Below are 18617 nucleotides of genomic sequence, written 5' to 3'. Positions count from 1 at the left end.
GTTCCTGTTCGGAGCGAGGGCCCCGGCGCCCTTGAGCGCCGGGGCCTGTCCTCCCCTGTTCTGACCCGGAGCCCCGAGCTCCCAGGGTCATCCCCCTCGGACCGATTTCCCCGAGCGGCCCGCCTCCCGATGAAGATCTCCCCTCGGCAGCGGCGACCAATCCTTGAGCGTGGTCACTCGAACGAGGGGTGTTGCCGGCGATCTGGCCGCTTTCGAAAAAGAGTTCGATAGCGTGCGGGGGTGCGTGACAGAACCAGGCGTTCAGCCCGAGATGATTCAAGGGGGGTGCCAGGAACCATGGTGCGGCGCATTGACGTGACGGGCGCGGGCGGCGTACGCCTCGCGGCCTGGGAGTTCGCCGATCCTCCCAAGTCCAGGGAGACCGACGGTTCGCCCGGCGGCGTGCTGTTACTGCACGGTCTGATGGGCCGCGCATCGCACTGGGCGGGCACCGCCCGCTGGCTCGCCGAGCGACATCGCGCTGTCGCACTCGACCAGCGCGCGCACGGGCAGAGCGAGAAGCCCCCCGAGGGCCCCTTCACCCGCGAGGCCTACGTGGACGATGCCGAGGCCGCGCTCGTCCAGCTCGGCCTCGCCCCCGCCGTCCTCATCGGCCACTCCATGGGCGCGCTCACCGCCTGGCAGCTCGCCGCGAAGCGCCCCGATCTCGTCCGCGCCCTGATCATCTGCGACATGCGGGCCTCCGCACTCGGCGCCGCGTCGCAGCGCGAGTGGGAGGACTGGTTCAAGGCCTGGCCCGTGCCCTTCGCCACGCTCGCCGACGTACGGAAGTGGTTCGGCGAGGACGATCCCTGGGTCGAGCGGCCCAACCCATCGCGCGGCGAGTTCTTCGCCGAGGTGATGACCGAGGGCCCGGACGGCTGGCGCCCCGTCTTCGACCGCGACCAGATGCTGAAGTCCCGCGAGACCTGGGTGTACGACGCCCACTGGGAGGACCTGGCCCAGGTCCAGTGCCCCGCCCTGGTCGTCCGCGGCCTCGACGGCGAGCTGGGCCGTGCCGAGTCCCAGGAAATGGTCCGCGTGCTCCCCCGCGGGGCGTACGCGGAGGTGGCCGACGCCGGGCACCTCGTGCACTACGACCAGCCGGAGGCCTGGCGCGAGGCGATCCAGCCGTTCCTGGACGGGGTCCTGACGGGGTAGCCCGCGCCGCGGGCCCTCACGGGCCGAGACGACGACGGACCGACGCGACTACGGGCTGAGGCGCTCGACCGTCCAGCCCGCGGCGGCCGCGCCGCCACCGGCGCCGGCGTCCTGCTCCGTCCGCACATAGCGCAGGCGGTCGTGCAGCCGGTTCGCCCTGCCCTGCCAGAACTCCACGGTCTCCGGCACGACACGGAAGCCGCCCCAGTGCGGAGGCGCGGGCACCTGCTCGCCCTCCGGGTAACGCGCCTCCAGATCGGCGTACGCGCTGTCCAGTTCGTCGCGCGTGGCGATGACCGAGGACTGGGCGCTGGCCCAGGCGCCCAGCTGGGAGCCGTGCGGGCGGGTGCGGAAGTACGCCACCGTCTCCTCGCGGGCGACGCGCTCCGCCGTGCCCGTGACAATGACCTGGCGGGTCATCGGGTGCCAGGGGAAGAGCAGCGCGATGTTCGGGTTCGCGGCGAGTTCGCGGGCCTTGCGGGACTCGTAGTTGGTGAAGAAGACGAAGCCGCGCTCGTCGTATCCCTTCAGCAGGACCGTGCGTGAGCTGGGGCGGCCCGCGGCGTCCACCGTCGAGACGACCATGGCGTTCGGCTCGTAGAGCTTGCCCGCCTCGGCCGCGGCGAGCGCCTGCGTGAACCAGAGCGCGAACAGCTCGACGGGCGTGACGGGCGCGTCCGCCTCGACGAGTCCGTCGAAGCCGTAGTGGGCACGTATGGCTGCGGGATCGGACACGGACGGGACGGGAGCGGCTGATGAGGAGGCTGATGCGGAAGCGGCGGCTCGATCGGTCACGCGGTCATCTTGCCGTATACGAAGGGCCGTCCGACGGGGTGTCGTGCACCACGGGGAGGTGACGTGTGGCACTGAGTGCCGCATACCATCGCCAAGGGTGGCACCAAGGGATATCGTTCCGCTGCCGTATCGGTTGGGTGACCACCAGCCGCACGGGGCATCACCGGGATGACCGATCCGGACCGCGAGTCGAAAGCCGGCAGCCGTCAACGCACCGGCAGACCGCGGAACCAGACCGAAAATGCCCACTTCTGACACATGGTCACGAGCTGTCTGTCACCACCATCTGTCGTACACATCACGAGGAGCCGCCTGATGTCCGACTTCGTACCCGGACTTGAGGGAGTCATCGCGTTCGAGACGGAGATCGCCGAACCGGATAAGGAAGGCGGCGCGCTTCGCTATCGCGGCGTCGACATCGAGGATCTGGTCGGCCACGTCTCCTTCGGCAACGTCTGGGGCCTGCTCGTCGACGGCGCCTTCAACCCCGGACTGCCGCCCGCCGAGCCGTTCCCGATCCCGGTGCACTCCGGCGACATCCGCGTCGACGTCCAGTCGGCGCTCGCGATGCTCGCCCCCGTGTGGGGCCTGAAGCCGCTCCTGGACATCAGCGAGCAGGAAGCCCGCGACGACCTCGCCCGGGCCGCCGTCATGGCGCTCTCCTACGTCGCCCAGTCCGCCCGCGGGCAGGGCCTGCCGATGGTGCCGCAGCGCGAGATCGACAAGGCCGACACGGTCGTCGAGCGCTTCATGAAGCGCTGGCGCGGCGAGCCCGACCCCAAGCACGTCCAGGCCGTCGACGCGTACTGGACGTCGGCCGCCGAGCACGGCATGAACGCCTCCACGTTCACGGCCCGCGTCATCGCGTCGACGGGCGCGGATGTGGCGGCGGCGCTGAGCGGGGCCGTGGGCGCCATGTCCGGCCCCCTGCACGGGGGCGCGCCCTCTCGTGTCCTCGGCATGATCGAGGAGATCGAGCGGACGGGGGACGCGGTCGCGTACGTGAAGCAGGCGCTGGACAAGGGTGAGCGGCTTATGGGCTTCGGTCACCGGGTGTACCGGGCCGAGGACCCCCGCGCGCGGGTCCTGCGCCGTACGGCGCGCGAGCTGGGCGCTCCTCGCTTCGAGGTGGCGGAGGCGCTGGAGAAGGCCGCGCTCGACGAGCTGCATGCTCGCCGCCCCGACCGCGTCCTCGCCACCAACGTGGAGTTCTGGGCGGCGATCGTCCTCGACTTCGCCGAGGTGCCGGCGCACATGTTCACGTCGATGTTCACGTGCGCGAGGACTGCCGGGTGGTCGGCGCACATCCTTGAGCAGAAGCGGACGGGACGCCTGGTCCGCCCCTCGGCGCGGTACATCGGCCCCGGGTCACGGGACCCGCGGGAGGTCGTGGGGTACGGGGACATCGCGCGGTAGGGATTTTTCCCCAACCCCGCCCCTTCCCGAAAACCCGCTCCGGCGCGGGGGCCTTGCGCGCCGTTATCACCGGCTCCGCCGAGTTCGTCCTCAAACGCCGGACGGGCTGATTCTCAGCCCGTCCGGCGTTTGAGGACGTCTTGTCGGGGGTCCAGGGGGCGGAGCCCCTTGGTTTCGGGAAGGGGCGGGATTGGGGAAAGCTCAGCGCAGCGCCCCCTCCACCAGCACCGTCCACTGCGCCACCACCCGCTCCCGCCGCGCCCCGTCATCCGTCAGGAGATTGGCGAGGCCGAGGCCTCGGGCCATGTCCAAGAGGCCCTGGATGGTCTCCCGTACCCCGGGGCGCGACTCGTCCGCGCCCAGCAGTTGCACCGCTATCCGGTGCGTCTCGCGGCCCACCCTCGCCTCCAACTCCGTAACCCTGGAGCCGAGTTGGGGCTCATTGGACGCCGCTACCCACAGATGCAGCGCCGCCCTGAACAGCGGGCCGGTGTAGAGGTCGACCAAGGCCGACACCACCGAGGCGCGGTCCTGGGCCGGAAGCTCCTTCAGGGCCGTGGACCGCTGCTCCGCCACGTACTCCACCGCCGCCGTGAACAGGTCCTCCCGCGTCGGGAAGTGATGCTGGGCCGCGCCCCGCGAGACCCCGGCCCGCTCGGCGACCACGGAGACGGTGGATCCCGCCCAGCCGCTCTCGGCGAGGCACGCCACCGCGGCCTCCAGGAGCCGCTGCCGCGTCGCACGGCTGCGGTCCTGCTTGGGCGAGCGATCGGCACGATCAGCCGCGGTCACAGCACCCATGGGCACTCCCGTCGTTCGAGGAACGCCCCCATCCCCTCCCGCGCCTCCGCCGATGCGAAGAGCCGCGCGGACAGGGCGACGAGGGAGTCCGTGTGGTGGTCGAATGCGTCGAGCACCCTAGCCGTGAGCAGCTTCTTCGTCTCGGCCAGGGCCTGCGGCGCCGCCTTCCGCAGCCCGTCGAGGAGCGGCGAGAGTTCCGCGTCCACGTCCGGCCCCGCCACCGTCACCAGGCCCACCCGCGCCGCCTCCGCCCCACCGAAACGCTCCCCGGTGAGGAAGTAGCGCGACGCCGCGCCCGGGTCGAGACGGGCGAGCAGCGGCATGGAGATGACCGCGGGCGCCACCCCGATCCGTACCTCCGTCAGCGCGAACGACGCCCCCGGCCCCGCGCCCGCCATGTCGCACACGCCGAGCAGACCGAGCCCGCCCGCCCGCACATGCCCGTCCACGCGTGCCACCACCGGCTTCGGCAGTTCCACGATCTGCCGGAGCAGTCCCACGAAGACCGCCGGGTCCGGCGGCTCCCGCAGATCGGCGCCCGAGCAGAAGGTGGAGCCGGTGTGCGTGAGGACGACCGCGCGTACGTCGGGGTCCTTGCCGCAGGCGTCGAGCGCGTCCGCCAGTTCCCGCACAAGCCCCGCCGAGAGCGCGTTGCGGTTGGCGGGGTTGTCCAGGGTGAGCGTGACGATGCCGCGCTGCGGGGATGAGCGGACAAGTCCCACGGGAACTCCCTCTGTTCGAGACCTATGAGCTGTTCGAGACCTACGAGGCGGTGGCTCAGTACGACTTGGGCAGGCCCAGCGTCTGGTGCGACACGTAGTTGAGGATCATTTCCCTGCTCACGGGGGCGATCCGCGCCACCCGCGACGCCACGATCAGCGAGGCGAGGCCGAACTCCTTCGTCAGGCCGTTGCCACCCAGCGTGTGCACCGCCTGGTCGACGGTCTTCACGCACGCGTCGGCAGCCGCGAGCTTGGCCATGTTGGCGGCCTCGCCCGCGCCCATGTCGTCGCCCTCGTCGTAGAGCCGGGCGGCCTTCTGCATCATCAGGCGGGCCAGTTCGATGTCGATGTGGGACTGCGCGAGGGGGTGCGCGATCGCCTGGTGGGCGCCGATCGGGCTCTTCCAGACGCTGCGCTCCTTGGCGTATCCGACGGCCCGGGAGAGCGCGTAGCGCGCCATGCCGATCGAGAACGCCGCCGTCATGATCCGCTCGGGGTTGAGTCCGGCGAAGAGCTGGAGAAGACCGGCGTCCTCATCGCCCACCAGGGCGTCGGCAGGCAGTCGTACGTCGTCCAGGGTCAGCTCGAACTGCTTCTCCGGGGCCTGGAGTTCCATCTCGATCTGCCGCCGCTGGAAGCCCTCCGTCTCGCGCGGGACGATGAAGAGGCAGGGCTTGAGGCTGCCGGTGCGGGCATCCTCCGTGCGGCCGACGATCAGCGTGGCGTCGGCGATGTCGACGCCCGAGATGAACACCTTGCGGCCGGTCAGGAGCCAGTCGCCGCTCGCCTCGTCCTTGCGCGCGGTCGTGGTGATCCGGTGGGAGTTGGAGCCCGCGTCGGGCTCGGTGATGCCGAACGCCATGGTGCGGCTGCCGTCGGCGAGACCGGGGAGCCAGGCTCGCTTCTGCTCCTCGGTGCCGAAGCGGGCGATGACGGTGCCGCAGATCGCGGGCGAGACGACCATCATCAGGAGGGGGCAGCCCGCTGCCCCCAACTCCTCAAGGACTATGGACAGTTCGGCTATGCCGCCGCCTCCGCCGCCGTACTCCTCGGGCAGGTTCACGCCGAGGTAGCCGAGCTTGGCGGCGTCGGCCCACAGTTCGTCGGGGTGGCCTTCGCCCTTCATGACCCGGGTCATGTACTCGCGGCCGTAACGCTTGCCGAGTGCGGCGACGGCCGCGCGCAGGGCCTGGTGCTCTTCGGTTTCGAGGACGGTGCTCATACGGATTGCTCCTCCTGTACGACGCCTGTGACGTCTTCGACGTCCACGACTGCGAGCAGCGCCCCGACCTCGACCTGGCGGCCGGGCGCGGCGTGCAGGGCGGTGAGCGTGCCGGAGGCGGGAGCGGAGATGCGGTGCTCCATCTTCATGGCCTCCAGCCAGATGAGAGGCTGCCCGGCGGTGACCCGCGCCCCCTCCGCGAGCCCGTCGGCCAGGCGCACGACGGTGCCCGGCATCGGGGCGAGCAGGGAGCCGGGCGACTGTTTGGTGGTCGGCTCGGGGAGCAGCGGGAGCGCGGTGAGGGCGGTGTTACCGACGTACACACGTCCGTCGCCGTACCGGCTCACGTCGAACTGCCGCCGTACGCCGTCGACTTCGAGCACGATCAGCTCGCGCGACACGGAGAGCACCCGCACCCCCTCCGCGCTCATCCCCTCCCGCGTGTGCCGATAGCGCACCTCGTGTTCGGCGCCGTCCGGCTCGCTCCGGAAGAGCTTGACCTGGGGCTGCGATGCGAGGTTGCGCCAGCCGCCGAACCGCGAGCGTCCGTGCGCGTCGGCAAGAGCGGCGGCCAGCGGGGCGTGCGGGTCCGGCACGGGGGCCGTGAGCTCGGCGAGGTGCCGGTCGTAGAAGCCCGTGTCCATGCGGGCCTCGACGAACTCCGGGTGCCGCAAGGACCGTACGAGCAACTCCCTGTTGGTGACGGGCCCGTGGACGACCGCGCGCTCCAGGGCGCCCGCGAGGCCGCGCAGTGCAGCCGCACGCGTGGGGGCGTACGCGATGGCCTTGGCCAGCATCGGGTCGTAGTGCACGCCGATCGTGTCGCCGTCCACGTACCCGGTGTCGAGCCGCACGCCCGGCACGGAGAGCCGGTGCAGGGTGCCGGTCTGCGGGGCCCACTCGGCGGCCGGGTCCTCGGCGTAGAGGCGGGCCTCCACGGCGTGACCGCGCGCGGGCGGCGGCTCTTCCGCGAGCCGCGCGCCCTCCGCGACCTGGATCTGGAGCGCCACGAGGTCGACCCCGAACACGGCCTCGGTCACCGGGTGTTCGACCTGGAGCCGGGTGTTCATCTCCAGGAAGTGCGCCCGGTCCCCCGCGACCAGGAACTCCACCGTGCCCGCCCCGCGATACCCGGTCACGCGCGCCGCACGCACGGCCTGCGCGTGCAGCTCATCGACGACTCCGTCGGTCAGGCCCGGCGCCGGGGACTCCTCGATGACCTTCTGGTGCCTGCGCTGGAGGGTGCAGTCCCGCGTGCCGAGCGCCCAGACCGTGCCGTACGCGTCGGCCATGATCTGCACCTCGACGTGCCGGCCGCCCTCCAGATAGGGCTCGACGAAGACTTCCCCATCCCCGAAGGCACTCGCAGCCTCCGCACGGGCGGCAGCCAACTCACCCCCCAGCGCGCCCAGTTCCCGTACGACGCGCATACCGCGCCCGCCACCACCGGCCGCTGCCTTCACCAGGACGGGCAGATCGGCTTCGGTGACCTTCTCAAGGGGCGCGATGCCCATGAGTTCCTTGGCGCGCGTCTTGGAGGCCATGGATTCGATCGCCTCGGGCGAGGGCCCGATCCACACGAGCCCGGCGTCCAGGACGGCCCGCGCGAAGTCCGCGTTCTCGGAGAGGAAGCCATAACCGGGATGGACGGCGTCCGCACCCGCCGCCTGCGCGGCCTTCACGACGAGCTCCCCGCGCAGGTACGTGTCCACGGGGGCCGCGCCCGGCAGCCGCACGGCCGCGTCCGCCTCCCGGACGTGCAGGGCGTCCGCGTCGGCGTCGGAGTACACGGCCACGGTGGCGATACCGAGGTCGCGGCAGGTGCGGAAGACACGGCAGGCGATCTCGCCGCGGTTGGCGACAAGAATGGTGTTGATCATGGTGGGGTTCGTCATGGGAGTCCTCACATCCGAAAGACGCCGAAGCCACCGCGCGCGCCCTCGTAGGGGGCGGTGTGGATCGCGGACAGGCACAGGCCGAGGACCGTGCGGGTGTCGCGGGGGTCGATGACGCCGTCGTCGTAGAGACGCCCGGAGAGGAACATCGGCAGCGACTCCGACTCGATCTGCTGCTCCACCATGGCGCGCAGCCCCGCGTCCGCGTCGTCGTCGTAGGGCTGCCCCTTCGCGGCGGCGGAGGCACGGGCCACGATCGACAGGACCCCTGCCAGCTGCTGCGGCCCCATGACCGCAGACTTGGAGCTGGGCCAGGCGAAGAGGAAACGCGGGTCGTAGGCGCGCCCGCACATGCCGTAGTGACCCGCTCCGTACGAAGCACCCATCAGCACGCTCAGGTGCGGCACCCGCGAGTTCGACACGGCGTTGATCATCATCGCGCCGTGCTTGATGATGCCGCCCTGCTCGTACTCCTTGCCGACCATGTAGCCGGTGGTGTTGTGCAGGAAGAGCAACGGAATGTCCCGCTGATTGGCCAACTGAATGAACTGCGCGGCCTTTTGGGACTCCTCACTGAAGAGCACACCCTGCGCGTTGGCCAGAATCCCGATGGGATAACCGTGCAGCGAGGCCCACCCGGTCGTGAGACTCGCCCCGTAGAGCGGCTTGAACTCGTCGAAGTCGGAGCCGTCAACAATACGAGCGATGACCTCGCGAGGATCGAAGGGCACCTTGAGGTCGCCGGGCACGATGCCGAGCAGCTCGTCCTGGTCGTACTTCGGCGGCTCGACGACCCCGGCCGGATCGGCATACGCCTTACGCCAGTTGAGCCGCTTCACGACCCGCCGCGCCTGCCGCAGCGCGTCACGCTCGTCCTCGGCGAGATAGTCCGCGAGCCCCGACGTACGGGCATGCATCTCAGCACCCCCGAGCGACTCGTCATCGCTCTCCTCGCCGGTGGCCATCTTCACCAGCGGCGGACCACCCAGAAAGACCTTGGCGCGCTCCTTGACCATGATCACGTGGTCGCTCATGCCGGGGACGTACGCGCCGCCCGCCGTGGAGTTGCCGAAGACGACGGCGATCGTCGGGACACCGGCGGCCGACGACTGGGTGAGGTGCTTGAAGAGCGCACCGCCCGGGATGAAGATCTCCTTCTGGGACGGCAGATCGGCGCCCCCGGACTCCACGAGATGGATGGACGGCAGCCGGTTCGCATGCCCGATCTCATGCGCGCGGAAGGCCTTCTTCAGGGTCCACGGGTTGCTGGCTCCACCCCGCACGGTCGGGTCGTTGGCGGTGATCAGACACTCCACGCCCTCGACGACCCCGATGCCGGTCACCATCGAGGCGCCGACGGGATAGTCGCTCCCCCAGGCGGCGAGCGGCGACAGTTCCAGAAAGGGCGTATCGGGGTCGAGGAGCAGCTCGATCCGCTCCCGGGCAAGCAGCTTGCCGCGCTTCCGATGCCGGGCCACATACTTCTCGCCGCCACCCTCAAGGGCCTTGGCCTGCTCGGCGTCGAGCTCGGCGAGCTTGGCCAGCATGGCCTCGCGATGCTCGGCGTACTCGGCGCTCGCAGGGTCGAGCGCGGACGGGAGGACGGTCACGGAAGTACCTCCGTCGGTTCGTTCGCTTCAAGAAGCGCGGCGGGTATGTCGAGATGGCGGGCGCGCAGCCACTCGCCGAGGCCCTTGGCCTGCGGATCGAAGCGGGCCTGGGACGCGACACCGGCGCCGAGGATCCCCACGACGACGAAGTTCAGAGCACGCAGATTCGGCAAGAGATGCCGCACGACGGCCAACTCTCCAGCTTCCGGCACGAGTTCACGGAACCGCTCGACGGTCAGCTCATGGGCGAGCCACCGCCAGGCGTCATCCGTGCGCACCCACACCCCGACATTCGCGTCCCCGCCCTTGTCACCGCTGCGGGCCCCGGCGACAAGGCCGAGGGGAGCGCGGCGGGTGGGGCCGTCCGGCAGGGGCGGGGGCAGGGGCGGCTCGTCCGGTTCTTCGAGTACGAGGGTGCCGCCGACGCCCTCAACAGCTTGCCGCTCACCGCCGGGCAGGACGGCCACATGGTCGACGGTGCCGCGCTCGACGTACGCGGCTTCGAAGACTCCGTAGGGCGCGCCCTTGCCCGGGGGCGCCGTCACATGGAATCCGGGGTAGCTGCCGAGGGCCAGCTCGATCGCGGACCCGCTCAGGGCGCGGCCGACGGGGTCCTGCTGCGGGTCGCGCACGACGAGCCGCAGCAGAGCAGAGGCGGTCTCTTCGCTCGGGGCATCCGGACGGTCGGCGCGGACGAGGTCCCACCGCACATCCTGGGGACGGGACTTGGACCGCGTGAGCGCATCCTCGACCTGAGCACGGACGAGACCCGCCTTGGCCTCCACATCGAGGCCGGTGAGGACGAAGACGACTTCGTTACGGAAACCACCGAGCCGATTGAGCCCCACCTTCAGGGTCGGGGGCGGGGCCTCTCCCCGCACACCCGCGACGCGTACCCGGTCGGGCCCTTCCTGCGTGAGGGTGACCGTGTCGAGCCGGGCGGTGACGTCGGGCCCTGCGTACCGAGCGCCGGAGGTCTCGTACAACAACTGCGCGGTGACAGTGCCGACGTCGACGAATCCGCCCGTGCCGTCATGCTTGGTGATGACGCTGGACCCGTCCTCGTGGATCTCGGCTACCGGAAAGCCGGGCCGCAGCAGTTCGCGCTCCGAACGCCCCGTGAAGAAGGCGTAGTTACCCCCGGTGGCCTGCGTCCCGCATTCGAGGATGTGCCCGGCGACGACGGCTCCCGCGAGCTGGTCGTGGTCATCGTCGCCCCACCCGAAGTGGGCGGCGGCGGGCCCGGTGACGAGCGCGGCATCGGTCACGCGCCCGGTGACGACGACATCGGCCCCGGCACGCAGGCAGGCGGCGATTCCGGCGCCGCCGAGGTAGGCGTTGGCGGTGAGGGCGTCCGGAAAGCGGGGCCCCAGATCATCCCCCTCCACATGCGCGACCCGCACCCCGACCCCAAGCCGCCCGGCCAACTCCCGCACACCGTCAGCAAGCCCACCGGGATTCAGCCCCCCGGCATTGGCAACGATCTTGACCCCCCGCTCCTGGGCAAGCCCCAGGCACTCCTCCAACTGCCGCAGAAAGGTCTTGGCATAGCCGCGCCCGGGGTCCTTGAGCCGGTCACGCCCGAGGATCAGCATGGTCAGTTCGGCGAGGTAGTCCCCGGTGAGAACATCGAGCGGCCCCCCGGTGAGCATCTCCCGCATGGCATCGAAGCGATCGCCATAAAACCCGGAGGCATTACCAACCCGCAACGCCCCCTTCACCGCCCACGCTCCCCGGCAGCCCGCCCACCCTCCTTGGCAGGCCGCCCCGCCCCCGGCGGCCCCGCGAAGGCCTGCGCGATGCTCAGCCACCGCTCGGCATCGGCACCTTCGGCACGCACCGCGAGATCGTCCCGATGCGCACGCTGCGTGACGAGGAGACAGAAGTCCAACGCAGGCCCAGTCACACGCTGTTCGGCGTCCTCGGGCCCACTGACCCACAACTCCCCCGAGGGCAGCCGAAGCTCAACCCGAAAAGGTTCCTCGGGCGCACTCAATCCCCGTACACCGAAGGAGAAGTCCCGGGCCCGCACCCCGATATGAGCCACATGCCGCAACCGATCCGTCGGCGCCCGCTCCACCCCCACCGCGTCGGCGACGTCCTGGCCGTGCGCCCAGGTCTCCATCAGCCGGGCGGTGGCCATGGAGGTGGCCGACATGGGCGGCCCGTACCAGGGAAAGCGGGTGCCGCGCGGGGCAGCCGTCAGGGCTTTCAGCAGGGCCTCACGCCCGGCGCGCCACTGGGCGAGCAACTCGCCGGGCGGCAGCGCGGCCCCTTCCGCGGCCCCGTCATCGACGAACGAATCAGGAGCGGCAAGGGCCTCCTCGACGAGCAGGCCAAAGGCGTCCCCATCAGTAACGGCGGTCAGCGCGGCCCGGTCGGTCCAGGCGAGATGGGCGATCTGATGGGCGACGGTCCAGCCGACGGCGGGAGTAGGCAGGGCCCACTGCTCGCCACTCAACCCTCCTACCAGCTGGTCGAGTTCATCGCTCTCACGGCGCAGATCATCGAGTACGGGCACAGCTTCGGACACGGAGCGCTCCCCTCGGGGCACGGCGGTGTGCCCCGGAGCATGGCAGCGCCCGGAGAAACAAGCAAGCGTGCTTGCATTACTTTCCGGCCGTCTCCGAAACGACGTCCTCGGCTTCCTCCGCTGCGGCCAGCACAGTTTCCGGCGCGCTCCCCGACACGACCTCCCCGGAACCACGAGGCTTCCCGCGCCCGACCTGAGTCCGAACGGCACCCATGCTGGCGGCGATGACCAGCGAGATGGCGAGAGCCTCGTTCACGGAGAGCGCCTGGTTCAGCACGAGGAATCCGGCGACGGCCGCGATGGCCGGTTCCAGACTCATCATGATCGCGAAGGTGGAGGCGGGAAGCCGGCGCAGGGCGAGCAACTCAAGCGTGTAGGGCAGCACGGAGGACATCACAGCGACGGCCGCGCCAAGGGCGAGCACCTCGGGCCGCACAAGCTTCTCCCCGGACTCAACAAGACCGAGCGGCAAGAACAGAACAGCCGCGACGACCATCGCGAGCGCCAGCCCATCGGCCTGCGGGAAGCGACGCCCCGTACGTGCGCTGAACATGATGTACGTGGCCCACATGGCACCGGCGCCAAGGGCGTACGCGACACCAACCGGATCGAGCCCGCTGAAGCCGCCCCCGCCCCCCAACAGAAAGACGCCGCACAGGGCGAGACCGGCCCACACCAGATTCACGGCACGCCGCGAAGCGAAAACAGAAAGGGCAAGCGGCCCGAGCACCTCAAGCGTCACGGCAGGCCCCATAGGGATCCGAGCAACAGACTGATAGAAAAGCCCGTTCATCCCGGCCATGGCCACCCCGAAAGCGACCACGGTCCCCCAGTCGGCCCGCGAGTACCCACGCACCCTGGGCCGGCAGACGATCATCAACACCAGAGCGGCGAAGGCGAGCCGCAGGGTCACGATGCCGAGGGCGCCGGCCTTGGGCATCACGCTCACGGCGATGGCCCCGCCGAACTGGACGGAGACACCGCCCGCGAGCACGAGCCCGACGGGCCCGAGGGCACCCCATCGCCCGCCGGGTGCCGCCTGACCACTCCTCGACGCGTCCACAACCAACCCTTCCACTGCTCCAGCCTCAACCAGTCCACTCACCTGAACTGCCTCGTCCAAGGTAGTAGACCACGTCAGGATTGTGGAGCCCTTTTACTGCTGTACGCAAACGGCGTCCACATGCCGAGGCGGAAGGGGCGCTCACGACGCGGCGAGAGCCTCCCGCCACACAGGACTGTCGACGTAGTGGTTGTCGAAACGCTCGGAGGACTCCGCGATGGCCTTCGGATCGGTCTCACCGCGCATCACGCTGCCGAGGAGGCGCAGGTAGTCGAAGCGGGCCATGCCAGGAGTGAAGATGAACAACACATCCGCCTCGCAGCCCGGAGCCGCAGCGAAGGCGTGCGGGGTATGCGGAGGAACGGCAAGGAAGTCCCCAGCATTCAGCACGGTGACCTCATCGCCCACCAGAACCCTCAACGAGCCACTGATCACAAAAAAGAGCTCAGTGGCCTTGGTGTGAAAGTGCGAGGGAGCCCCGACGGCCCCTTCCGCAAACGTGGACCGATAAGCGGTGAAGCCACCCCCCACCCCGTCCGCGTCGGCCAGCAGCGTCATCACACTGCTCGGATCGGCACTGGTCTCGGCCTCCGAGGCACGGGTGAGGAGGGCGGCGAAGTCGGCGTTCGTGCTGCTCATGGCGGTAACCCCTTAGATCCAGCGGCGCGTTCGCGCCGTGCTGTGACCACCACTCTACGAAGCGGAAAGACCCCCATGAGAGTGCAATCACCCCCCAGAATCCGAGGTCAATTCCCACCCACTACAGGCCAACTGCAAGAAAATCCCACCCCACCACGGCGTGCCACGCCCCCCAACGGGATTTCCCTGCAACACACCCTCCCCACCCCCCACCTCGCCCTTCCCCACCCCGCCCCCTCCGGCCCACCCCAGAAGATCCGGTCCGCACCCGACAGCGACACCCCCAGGCCCCACGGCAGTGGTCGAGAGTCCCGCCCCTCGGGCCGTCCGGTCGTCTTCCCTCGCGCGGTGGAGGGGCGGGTGTCAAGGGTGGCCCGAAGGGTCATCGGCGAAGCCGACGCGACGCAGGAGCGCCCTTGACTCCCGCCCCGGAACCGCCAACCTCAGGACAACCGGGCGGCCCCGGTACGAATGCCCCGCAGGCGCACCGAAGCCAAGGCCCTCACACCGCCCCCAGTCCTTCAGCCAACACCTCAGCCAAGTGCCTCCCCCGCACCCCCTCCCCCAGCTGCTCCAACTGCGTCCGGCACGAGAACCCATCCGCAAGGACCACCGCCCCACGCCCCTCCCCCACCGCAGCCCGCACCGAGGGCAGCAACTGCTCCTCCGCACAAGCCACCGACACCTCGTAATGCCCGGCCTCGAAGCCGAAGTTCCCCGCGAGGCCACAGCAGCCCCCGCTCAACTCCCCCTCCAGGCCCGCCTTCTCCCGCAGGCGGCGCTCGGCGCCGTCCCCCAGCACCGCGTGCTGATGGCAGTGCGTCTGGCCGACCACCGGGCGCCCGATCCGGGGTGGCGACCACTCCGGGGCCAGTTCCTCCAGGGCCTGCGCGAACGTCCGTACGCGGCCCGCGAGTTCCGTCGCCCTCCCGTCCTCCGCCCCCAGCAGCTCCACCAGATCGGTCTTCAGCGCCGCCGCGCAGCTCGGTTCGAGGACCACGAGCGGCGCCCCCGAGTCCAGCAGCGGCGCCATCCGCTCCAGAGTCCTCAGCATCACCGCCCGCGCCCGGTCCAGCTGGCCAGTGGACACGTACGTAAGACCGCAGCACACGTCCCCCGGCGGCACCACGACCCGCAGCCCGGCGTCCTCAAGGACACGCACCGCAGCCCGGCCGACCCCCGGCGACAAGTAATCCGTGAACGTGTCCGGCCACAACACGACCGCCGGACCCCCCGAAACCCCAGCCCCAGCCCCCCGCCCCCGGAACCACCGCCGGAACGACTCCCCCGCCAGCCTCGGAATCTCCCTCTCCTGAGCGATCCCGCCCAGCCTCTTGGTCAGCGACGCCAACACCCCCACCCGGGCAACCGCATTGGCCAGCCCCGCCGTACGCGTCCGGTCCGCGAGCCGCAGCCACACCGGCAGCCAGCCCATCGCATAGTGCGCAGCGGGGCGCCTTCGGCCTTCGTAGTGGTGGTGCAGGAACTCCGCCTTGTACGTGGCCATGTCCACGCCCACCGGACAGTCCGACCGGCAGCCCTTGCAGGACAGGCACAGGTCGAGCGCGTCCCGCACCTCCTCCGAGCGCCAGCCGTCCGTCACCACGTCCCCCGCGAGCATCTCGTGCAACATCCGCGCCCGCCCCCGCGTGGAGTGCTCCTCCTCCCCCGTGACCCGAAACGACGGGCACATCACTCCACCCCCCGAACCAGCCGCCCCCGTACGGCACTTAGCAACCCCCACACACCGCCTCACCGCCGCCGAAAAGTCCCCACCGTCATGCGGATACCCGAAGGCCACATCCACCGGCTTCCTCGGCAGCGGGTCGAACCGCAGGTTGGCGTCCAGCGGCGCGGGGCGCACCAGCATCCCCGGGTTCAGCAGGTCCGCCGGGTCCCACACCCCCTTCACCCGCTCGAACAGCCGGACGAGGTCAGCCCCGTACATCTTCGGAAGGAGCTCGGCCCGCGCCTGACCGTCGCCGTGCTCGCCCGACAGCGAACCCCCGTGCGCGACCACGACCTCCGCCAGGTCCTCCGAGAAGCGGCGGAAGCGCCGCACACCCGGCTCGCTCATCAGGTCGAAGTCGATGCGTACGTGGATGCAGCCGTCCCCGAAGTGTCCGTACGGAGTCCCGCGCAGGCCGTGCTCGGCGAGCAACCCCCTGAAGTCCCGCAAGTACGCCCCGAGGCGGGCGGGCGGCACCGCGCAGTCCTCCCACCCCGGCCACGCCTCGCTGCCGTCCGGCATCCGCGTCGCCGTCCCGCTGGCGTCCTCGCGGACCCGCCACAGCACGCGCTGCCCCGCCGGGTCGGTCACCACCACCGAGTCCACGGCACCGTCACCCCGCGCCGCCCGCGCGATCGCCTCCGCACGCGCGCGTGCCTCACCCTCGCTCGCGCCGCCGGTCTCCACGAACAGCCAGGCGCCGCCCTTGGGCAGCCCCTCCGATCCCCGTACGAGGTCGGCCGCCATCCCCTCCACCGTCAGCGGCCCGTGGGGCAGCAGTCCGGCGGCGGCCTCCGCCGCGGCGCTCTCGTCGGCGTACCCGAGGACGGCGAGCGCACGCGCGCGTGGCGACTCGACGAGGCGTACGACAGCCTCCGTCACCACGCCCAGCGTCCCCTCCGATCCGCAGAAGGCGCGGGCCAGATCGATGCCCCGCTCGGGGAGCAAGGCGTCGAGCGCGTAGCCGGAAATGCGCCGCGGAAGCTCCGGAAAGCCGGTGCGCAGCAGCTCCAACTCACCCTCCACCAGAGCGCGCAGACCCTCCGGCGCACCAGACCAACCCTGCCCCACCGCCAGCCTCTCCCCTGCGCCGCTCACGACCGAGAGCGAGGCGACGTTGTCGGCGGTCGTGCCCCAGGCGACCGAGTGCGATCCGCAGGAGTTGTTGCCGATCATTCCGCCGAGCGTGCAGCGGTTGTGCGTGGACGGATCCGGGCCGAAGGTCAGGCCGTACGCCCCCGCCGCGCCACGCAGCTCGTCGCAGATCACCCCCGGCTGGACGACCGCGGTCCGCGACTCCGCGTCCACGGACACGATCCGGTTCATGTGGCGTGTGAAGTCGAGGACGAGCCCCGCGCCGGTCGCCTGCCCGGCGATGGACGTACCGGCGCCGCGGGCCACGACCGGCACCCCGCGCTCCCGGCACACGGCGAGGGCCGCCGCCACGTCGTCCGCGTCGCGCGGGGCGTGGACGCCCAGCGGCACGCGACGGTAGTTGGACGCGTCCATGGTGTTCAGGGCCCGCGCGGTGACGGAGAAGTCCACCTCCCCACGCACGGCCGCCCGCAGTTCCTTTTCGACGCCTTCGGTACCGCTGCCTCCGGTACCGCTGCCTCCGAGATCACTCATGCCCCTATCCATGCCCTCAGAATGCATCCGCGAAGGGTCCCACCGGCCTCAACCGAACTGACCCCGGCGGTCGAGCGCCGGTCTCACCCGACGGACACCCGGAGGCCACGGCGGCGGAAGCCGCTAGGCTCCTCCCGTGGCTGAGATCCAGATTCCCGCTGACATCAAGCCCGCCGACGGACGTTTCGGCGCGGGCCCCTCCAAGGTGCGCACGGAAGCGCTGGACGCGCTCGCCGCCACCGGTACCTCTCTGCTCGGCACCTCCCACCGCCAGGCTCCGGTCAAGAACCTGGTCGGCAAGGTGCGCGAGGGTGTGCGCGACCTCTTCTCCCTCCCCGAGGGTTACGAGGTGATCCTGGGCAACGGCGGCTCCACCGCCTTCTGGGACGTCGCGACGCACGGCCTCATCGAGAACAAGTCGCAGCACCTCGCCTTCGGCGAGTTCTCCTCCAAGTTCGCCAAGGCATCGAAGCTCGCCCCGTGGCTTGCCGAGCCCACCGTGATCTCGTCCGACCCGGGCACGCACCCGGAGCCGCGGGCGGAGGCGGGCGTGGACGTGTACGCGTTCACGCACAACGAGACCTCGACCGGCGTCGCGGCCCCCATCAAGCGGGTGGCCGGCGCGGACGACAACGCCCTTGTCCTCGTCGACGCCACGTCCGGCGCGGGCGGCCTGCCGGTCGACATCGCCGAGACGGACGTCTACTACTTCGCCCCGCAGAAGTCCTTCGCGTCGGACGGCGGCCTGTGGCTCGCCGCGTTCTCCCCGGCCGCGATCGAGCGCGCCGAGCGGATCCACGCGTCCGGCCGTCACGTCCCGGAGTTCTTCAGCCTTCCCACGGCAATCGACAACTCCCGCAAGAACCAGACGTACAACACCCCGGCGCTGGCCACGCTCTTCCTGCTCGCCGAGCAGCTCGAGTGGATGAACAGCCAGGGCGGCCTGGAGTTCACCACCGGCCGCACGGCCGCCTCCTCGCGCACGCTGTACGGGTGGGCCGAGGAGTCCAAGTACGCGACGCCGTTCGTCACGGACCCGGCGAAGCGCTCGCAGGTCATCGGCACGATCGACTTCGCTGACGAGATTGACGCTGCCGCGGTCGCGAAGGCTCTGCGGGCCAACGGCATCGTGGACACGGAGCCGTACCGCAAGCTCGGCCGCAACCAGCTGCGCGTTGCGATGTTCCCGGCGATTGATCCTGCGGATGTCGAGGCGCTCACCCACTGCATCGACTACGTGATCGACAAGCTCTAGCAGTTCCTACGTCGATGGGGGCGCCCGGCAGGTATCACCTGCCGGGCGCCCCCCACAGGGGGGAAAATGCGAGCACAAAACCAGCGGGGGGGGGGGGGGGGGTGGCGCCGGTTAACGCGCCCCCGGGGGTAATAAACAAAATGAGCG

Annotated in this window: 14 protein-coding genes; 3 read left to right on the top strand and 11 right to left on the bottom strand. The window is 70.6% G+C overall.

Annotated features, from left to right (window positions below):
- Nucleotides 1–297 precede the first annotated feature (297 nt).
- On the top strand, nucleotides 298–1161 hold the full coding sequence (locus ACWGI2_RS29245) for an alpha/beta fold hydrolase (RefSeq protein ID WP_453400628.1): 864 nt from the start codon (nucleotides 298–300) through the stop codon (nucleotides 1159–1161).
- Between the two features lie 48 nt (nucleotides 1162–1209).
- On the opposite strand, the gene pdxH is transcribed toward ACWGI2_RS29245, so the two are convergent.
- A complete protein-coding gene (gene pdxH / locus ACWGI2_RS29240; protein WP_453698889.1) occupies nucleotides 1210–1974 on the bottom strand; it encodes a pyridoxamine 5'-phosphate oxidase in 765 nt (254 codons plus the stop codon).
- Nucleotides 1975–2271: 297 nt separating this feature from the next.
- On the opposite strand from pdxH, the gene ACWGI2_RS29235 reads away from it, so the two are divergent.
- On the top strand, nucleotides 2272–3372 hold the full coding sequence (locus tag ACWGI2_RS29235; RefSeq protein ID WP_160505689.1) for a citrate synthase 2: 1101 nt from the start codon (nucleotides 2272–2274) through the stop codon (nucleotides 3370–3372).
- A gap of 201 nt (nucleotides 3373–3573) precedes the next feature.
- Here the strand turns inward: ACWGI2_RS29235 and ACWGI2_RS29230 are convergent, their stop codons facing one another.
- From ACWGI2_RS29230 to ACWGI2_RS29185, 10 genes are all read right to left on the bottom strand, one after another.
- Complete coding sequence (locus ACWGI2_RS29230; RefSeq protein WP_453698536.1) at nucleotides 3574–4173, bottom strand: TetR/AcrR family transcriptional regulator; 600 nt, start codon at nucleotides 4171–4173, stop codon at nucleotides 3574–3576.
- Nucleotides 4161–4895, bottom strand: coding sequence for an enoyl-CoA hydratase family protein (locus tag ACWGI2_RS29225; RefSeq protein ID WP_453698534.1), 735 nt, complete (start codon nucleotides 4893–4895; stop codon nucleotides 4161–4163). Before ACWGI2_RS29225 ends, ACWGI2_RS29230 begins: the two co-directional genes overlap by 13 nt.
- A gap of 55 nt (nucleotides 4896–4950) precedes the next feature.
- Entirely contained in the window at nucleotides 4951–6117 is a 1167-nt protein-coding gene (locus ACWGI2_RS29220) for an acyl-CoA dehydrogenase family protein (protein WP_453698532.1), read from the bottom strand.
- Nucleotides 6114–7997, bottom strand: coding sequence for an ATP-binding protein (locus ACWGI2_RS29215; protein WP_453698887.1), 1884 nt, complete (start codon nucleotides 7995–7997; stop codon nucleotides 6114–6116). The genes ACWGI2_RS29220 and ACWGI2_RS29215 overlap by 4 nt, the downstream gene beginning before the upstream one ends.
- Nucleotides 7998–8020: 23 nt before the next feature.
- Nucleotides 8021–9622 (bottom strand): acyl-CoA carboxylase subunit beta, encoded by a 1602-nt coding sequence (locus tag ACWGI2_RS29210; protein WP_453400632.1) that lies wholly within the window; start codon nucleotides 9620–9622, stop codon nucleotides 8021–8023.
- Complete coding sequence (locus tag ACWGI2_RS29205; RefSeq protein ID WP_453698530.1) at nucleotides 9619–11343, bottom strand: acyclic terpene utilization AtuA family protein; 1725 nt, start codon at nucleotides 11341–11343, stop codon at nucleotides 9619–9621. Before ACWGI2_RS29205 ends, ACWGI2_RS29210 begins: the two co-directional genes overlap by 4 nt.
- Nucleotides 11340–12155: a TIGR03084 family metal-binding protein gene (locus ACWGI2_RS29200; RefSeq protein ID WP_453698528.1), complete on the bottom strand. Its 816-nt coding sequence runs from the start codon at nucleotides 12153–12155 to the stop codon at nucleotides 11340–11342. Before ACWGI2_RS29200 ends, ACWGI2_RS29205 begins: the two co-directional genes overlap by 4 nt.
- 76 nt (nucleotides 12156–12231) lie before the next feature.
- Complete coding sequence (locus tag ACWGI2_RS29195) at nucleotides 12232–13233, bottom strand: EamA family transporter (protein ID WP_453698885.1); 1002 nt, start codon at nucleotides 13231–13233, stop codon at nucleotides 12232–12234.
- Between the two features lie 126 nt (nucleotides 13234–13359).
- Nucleotides 13360–13857 (bottom strand): cupin domain-containing protein, encoded by a 498-nt coding sequence (locus tag ACWGI2_RS29190; RefSeq protein ID WP_453400635.1) that lies wholly within the window; start codon nucleotides 13855–13857, stop codon nucleotides 13360–13362.
- Between the two features lie 502 nt (nucleotides 13858–14359).
- Entirely contained in the window at nucleotides 14360–17215 is a 2856-nt protein-coding gene (locus ACWGI2_RS29185) for an FAD-binding and (Fe-S)-binding domain-containing protein (RefSeq protein WP_453698526.1), read from the bottom strand.
- 136 nt (nucleotides 17216–17351) lie between these two features.
- Here ACWGI2_RS29185 and serC point away from each other — a divergent pair, with 136 nt between their 5' ends.
- Complete coding sequence (gene serC / locus ACWGI2_RS29180; protein ID WP_453400638.1) at nucleotides 17352–18470, top strand: phosphoserine transaminase; 1119 nt, start codon at nucleotides 17352–17354, stop codon at nucleotides 18468–18470.
- The last annotated feature ends 147 nt before the right edge of the window (nucleotides 18471–18617 follow it).

Source organism: Streptomyces sp. NPDC054866, from assembly GCF_053610745.1.
Note: the sequence above shows the minus strand (reverse complement) of the source record. Positions and strands in the feature narration are given on the sequence as shown.

Coding starts and splice junctions, on each gene's coding strand:
- ACWGI2_RS29185 (WP_453698526.1), bottom strand. CDS start 17,215: ATGAGTGATCTCGGAGGCAGCGGTACCGGAGGCAGCGGTACCGAAGGC.
- ACWGI2_RS29220 (WP_453698532.1), bottom strand. CDS start 6,117: ATGAGCACCGTCCTCGAAACCGAAGAGCACCAGGCCCTGCGCGCGGCC.
- ACWGI2_RS29230 (WP_453698536.1), bottom strand. CDS start 4,173: ATGGGTGCTGTGACCGCGGCTGATCGTGCCGATCGCTCGCCCAAGCAG.
- ACWGI2_RS29215 (WP_453698887.1), bottom strand. CDS start 7,997: ATGATCAACACCATTCTTGTCGCCAACCGCGGCGAGATCGCCTGCCGT.
- ACWGI2_RS29190 (WP_453400635.1), bottom strand. CDS start 13,857: ATGAGCAGCACGAACGCCGACTTCGCCGCCCTCCTCACCCGTGCCTCG.
- ACWGI2_RS29245 (WP_453400628.1), top strand. CDS start 298: ATGGTGCGGCGCATTGACGTGACGGGCGCGGGCGGCGTACGCCTCGCG.
- ACWGI2_RS29235 (WP_160505689.1), top strand. CDS start 2,272: ATGTCCGACTTCGTACCCGGACTTGAGGGAGTCATCGCGTTCGAGACG.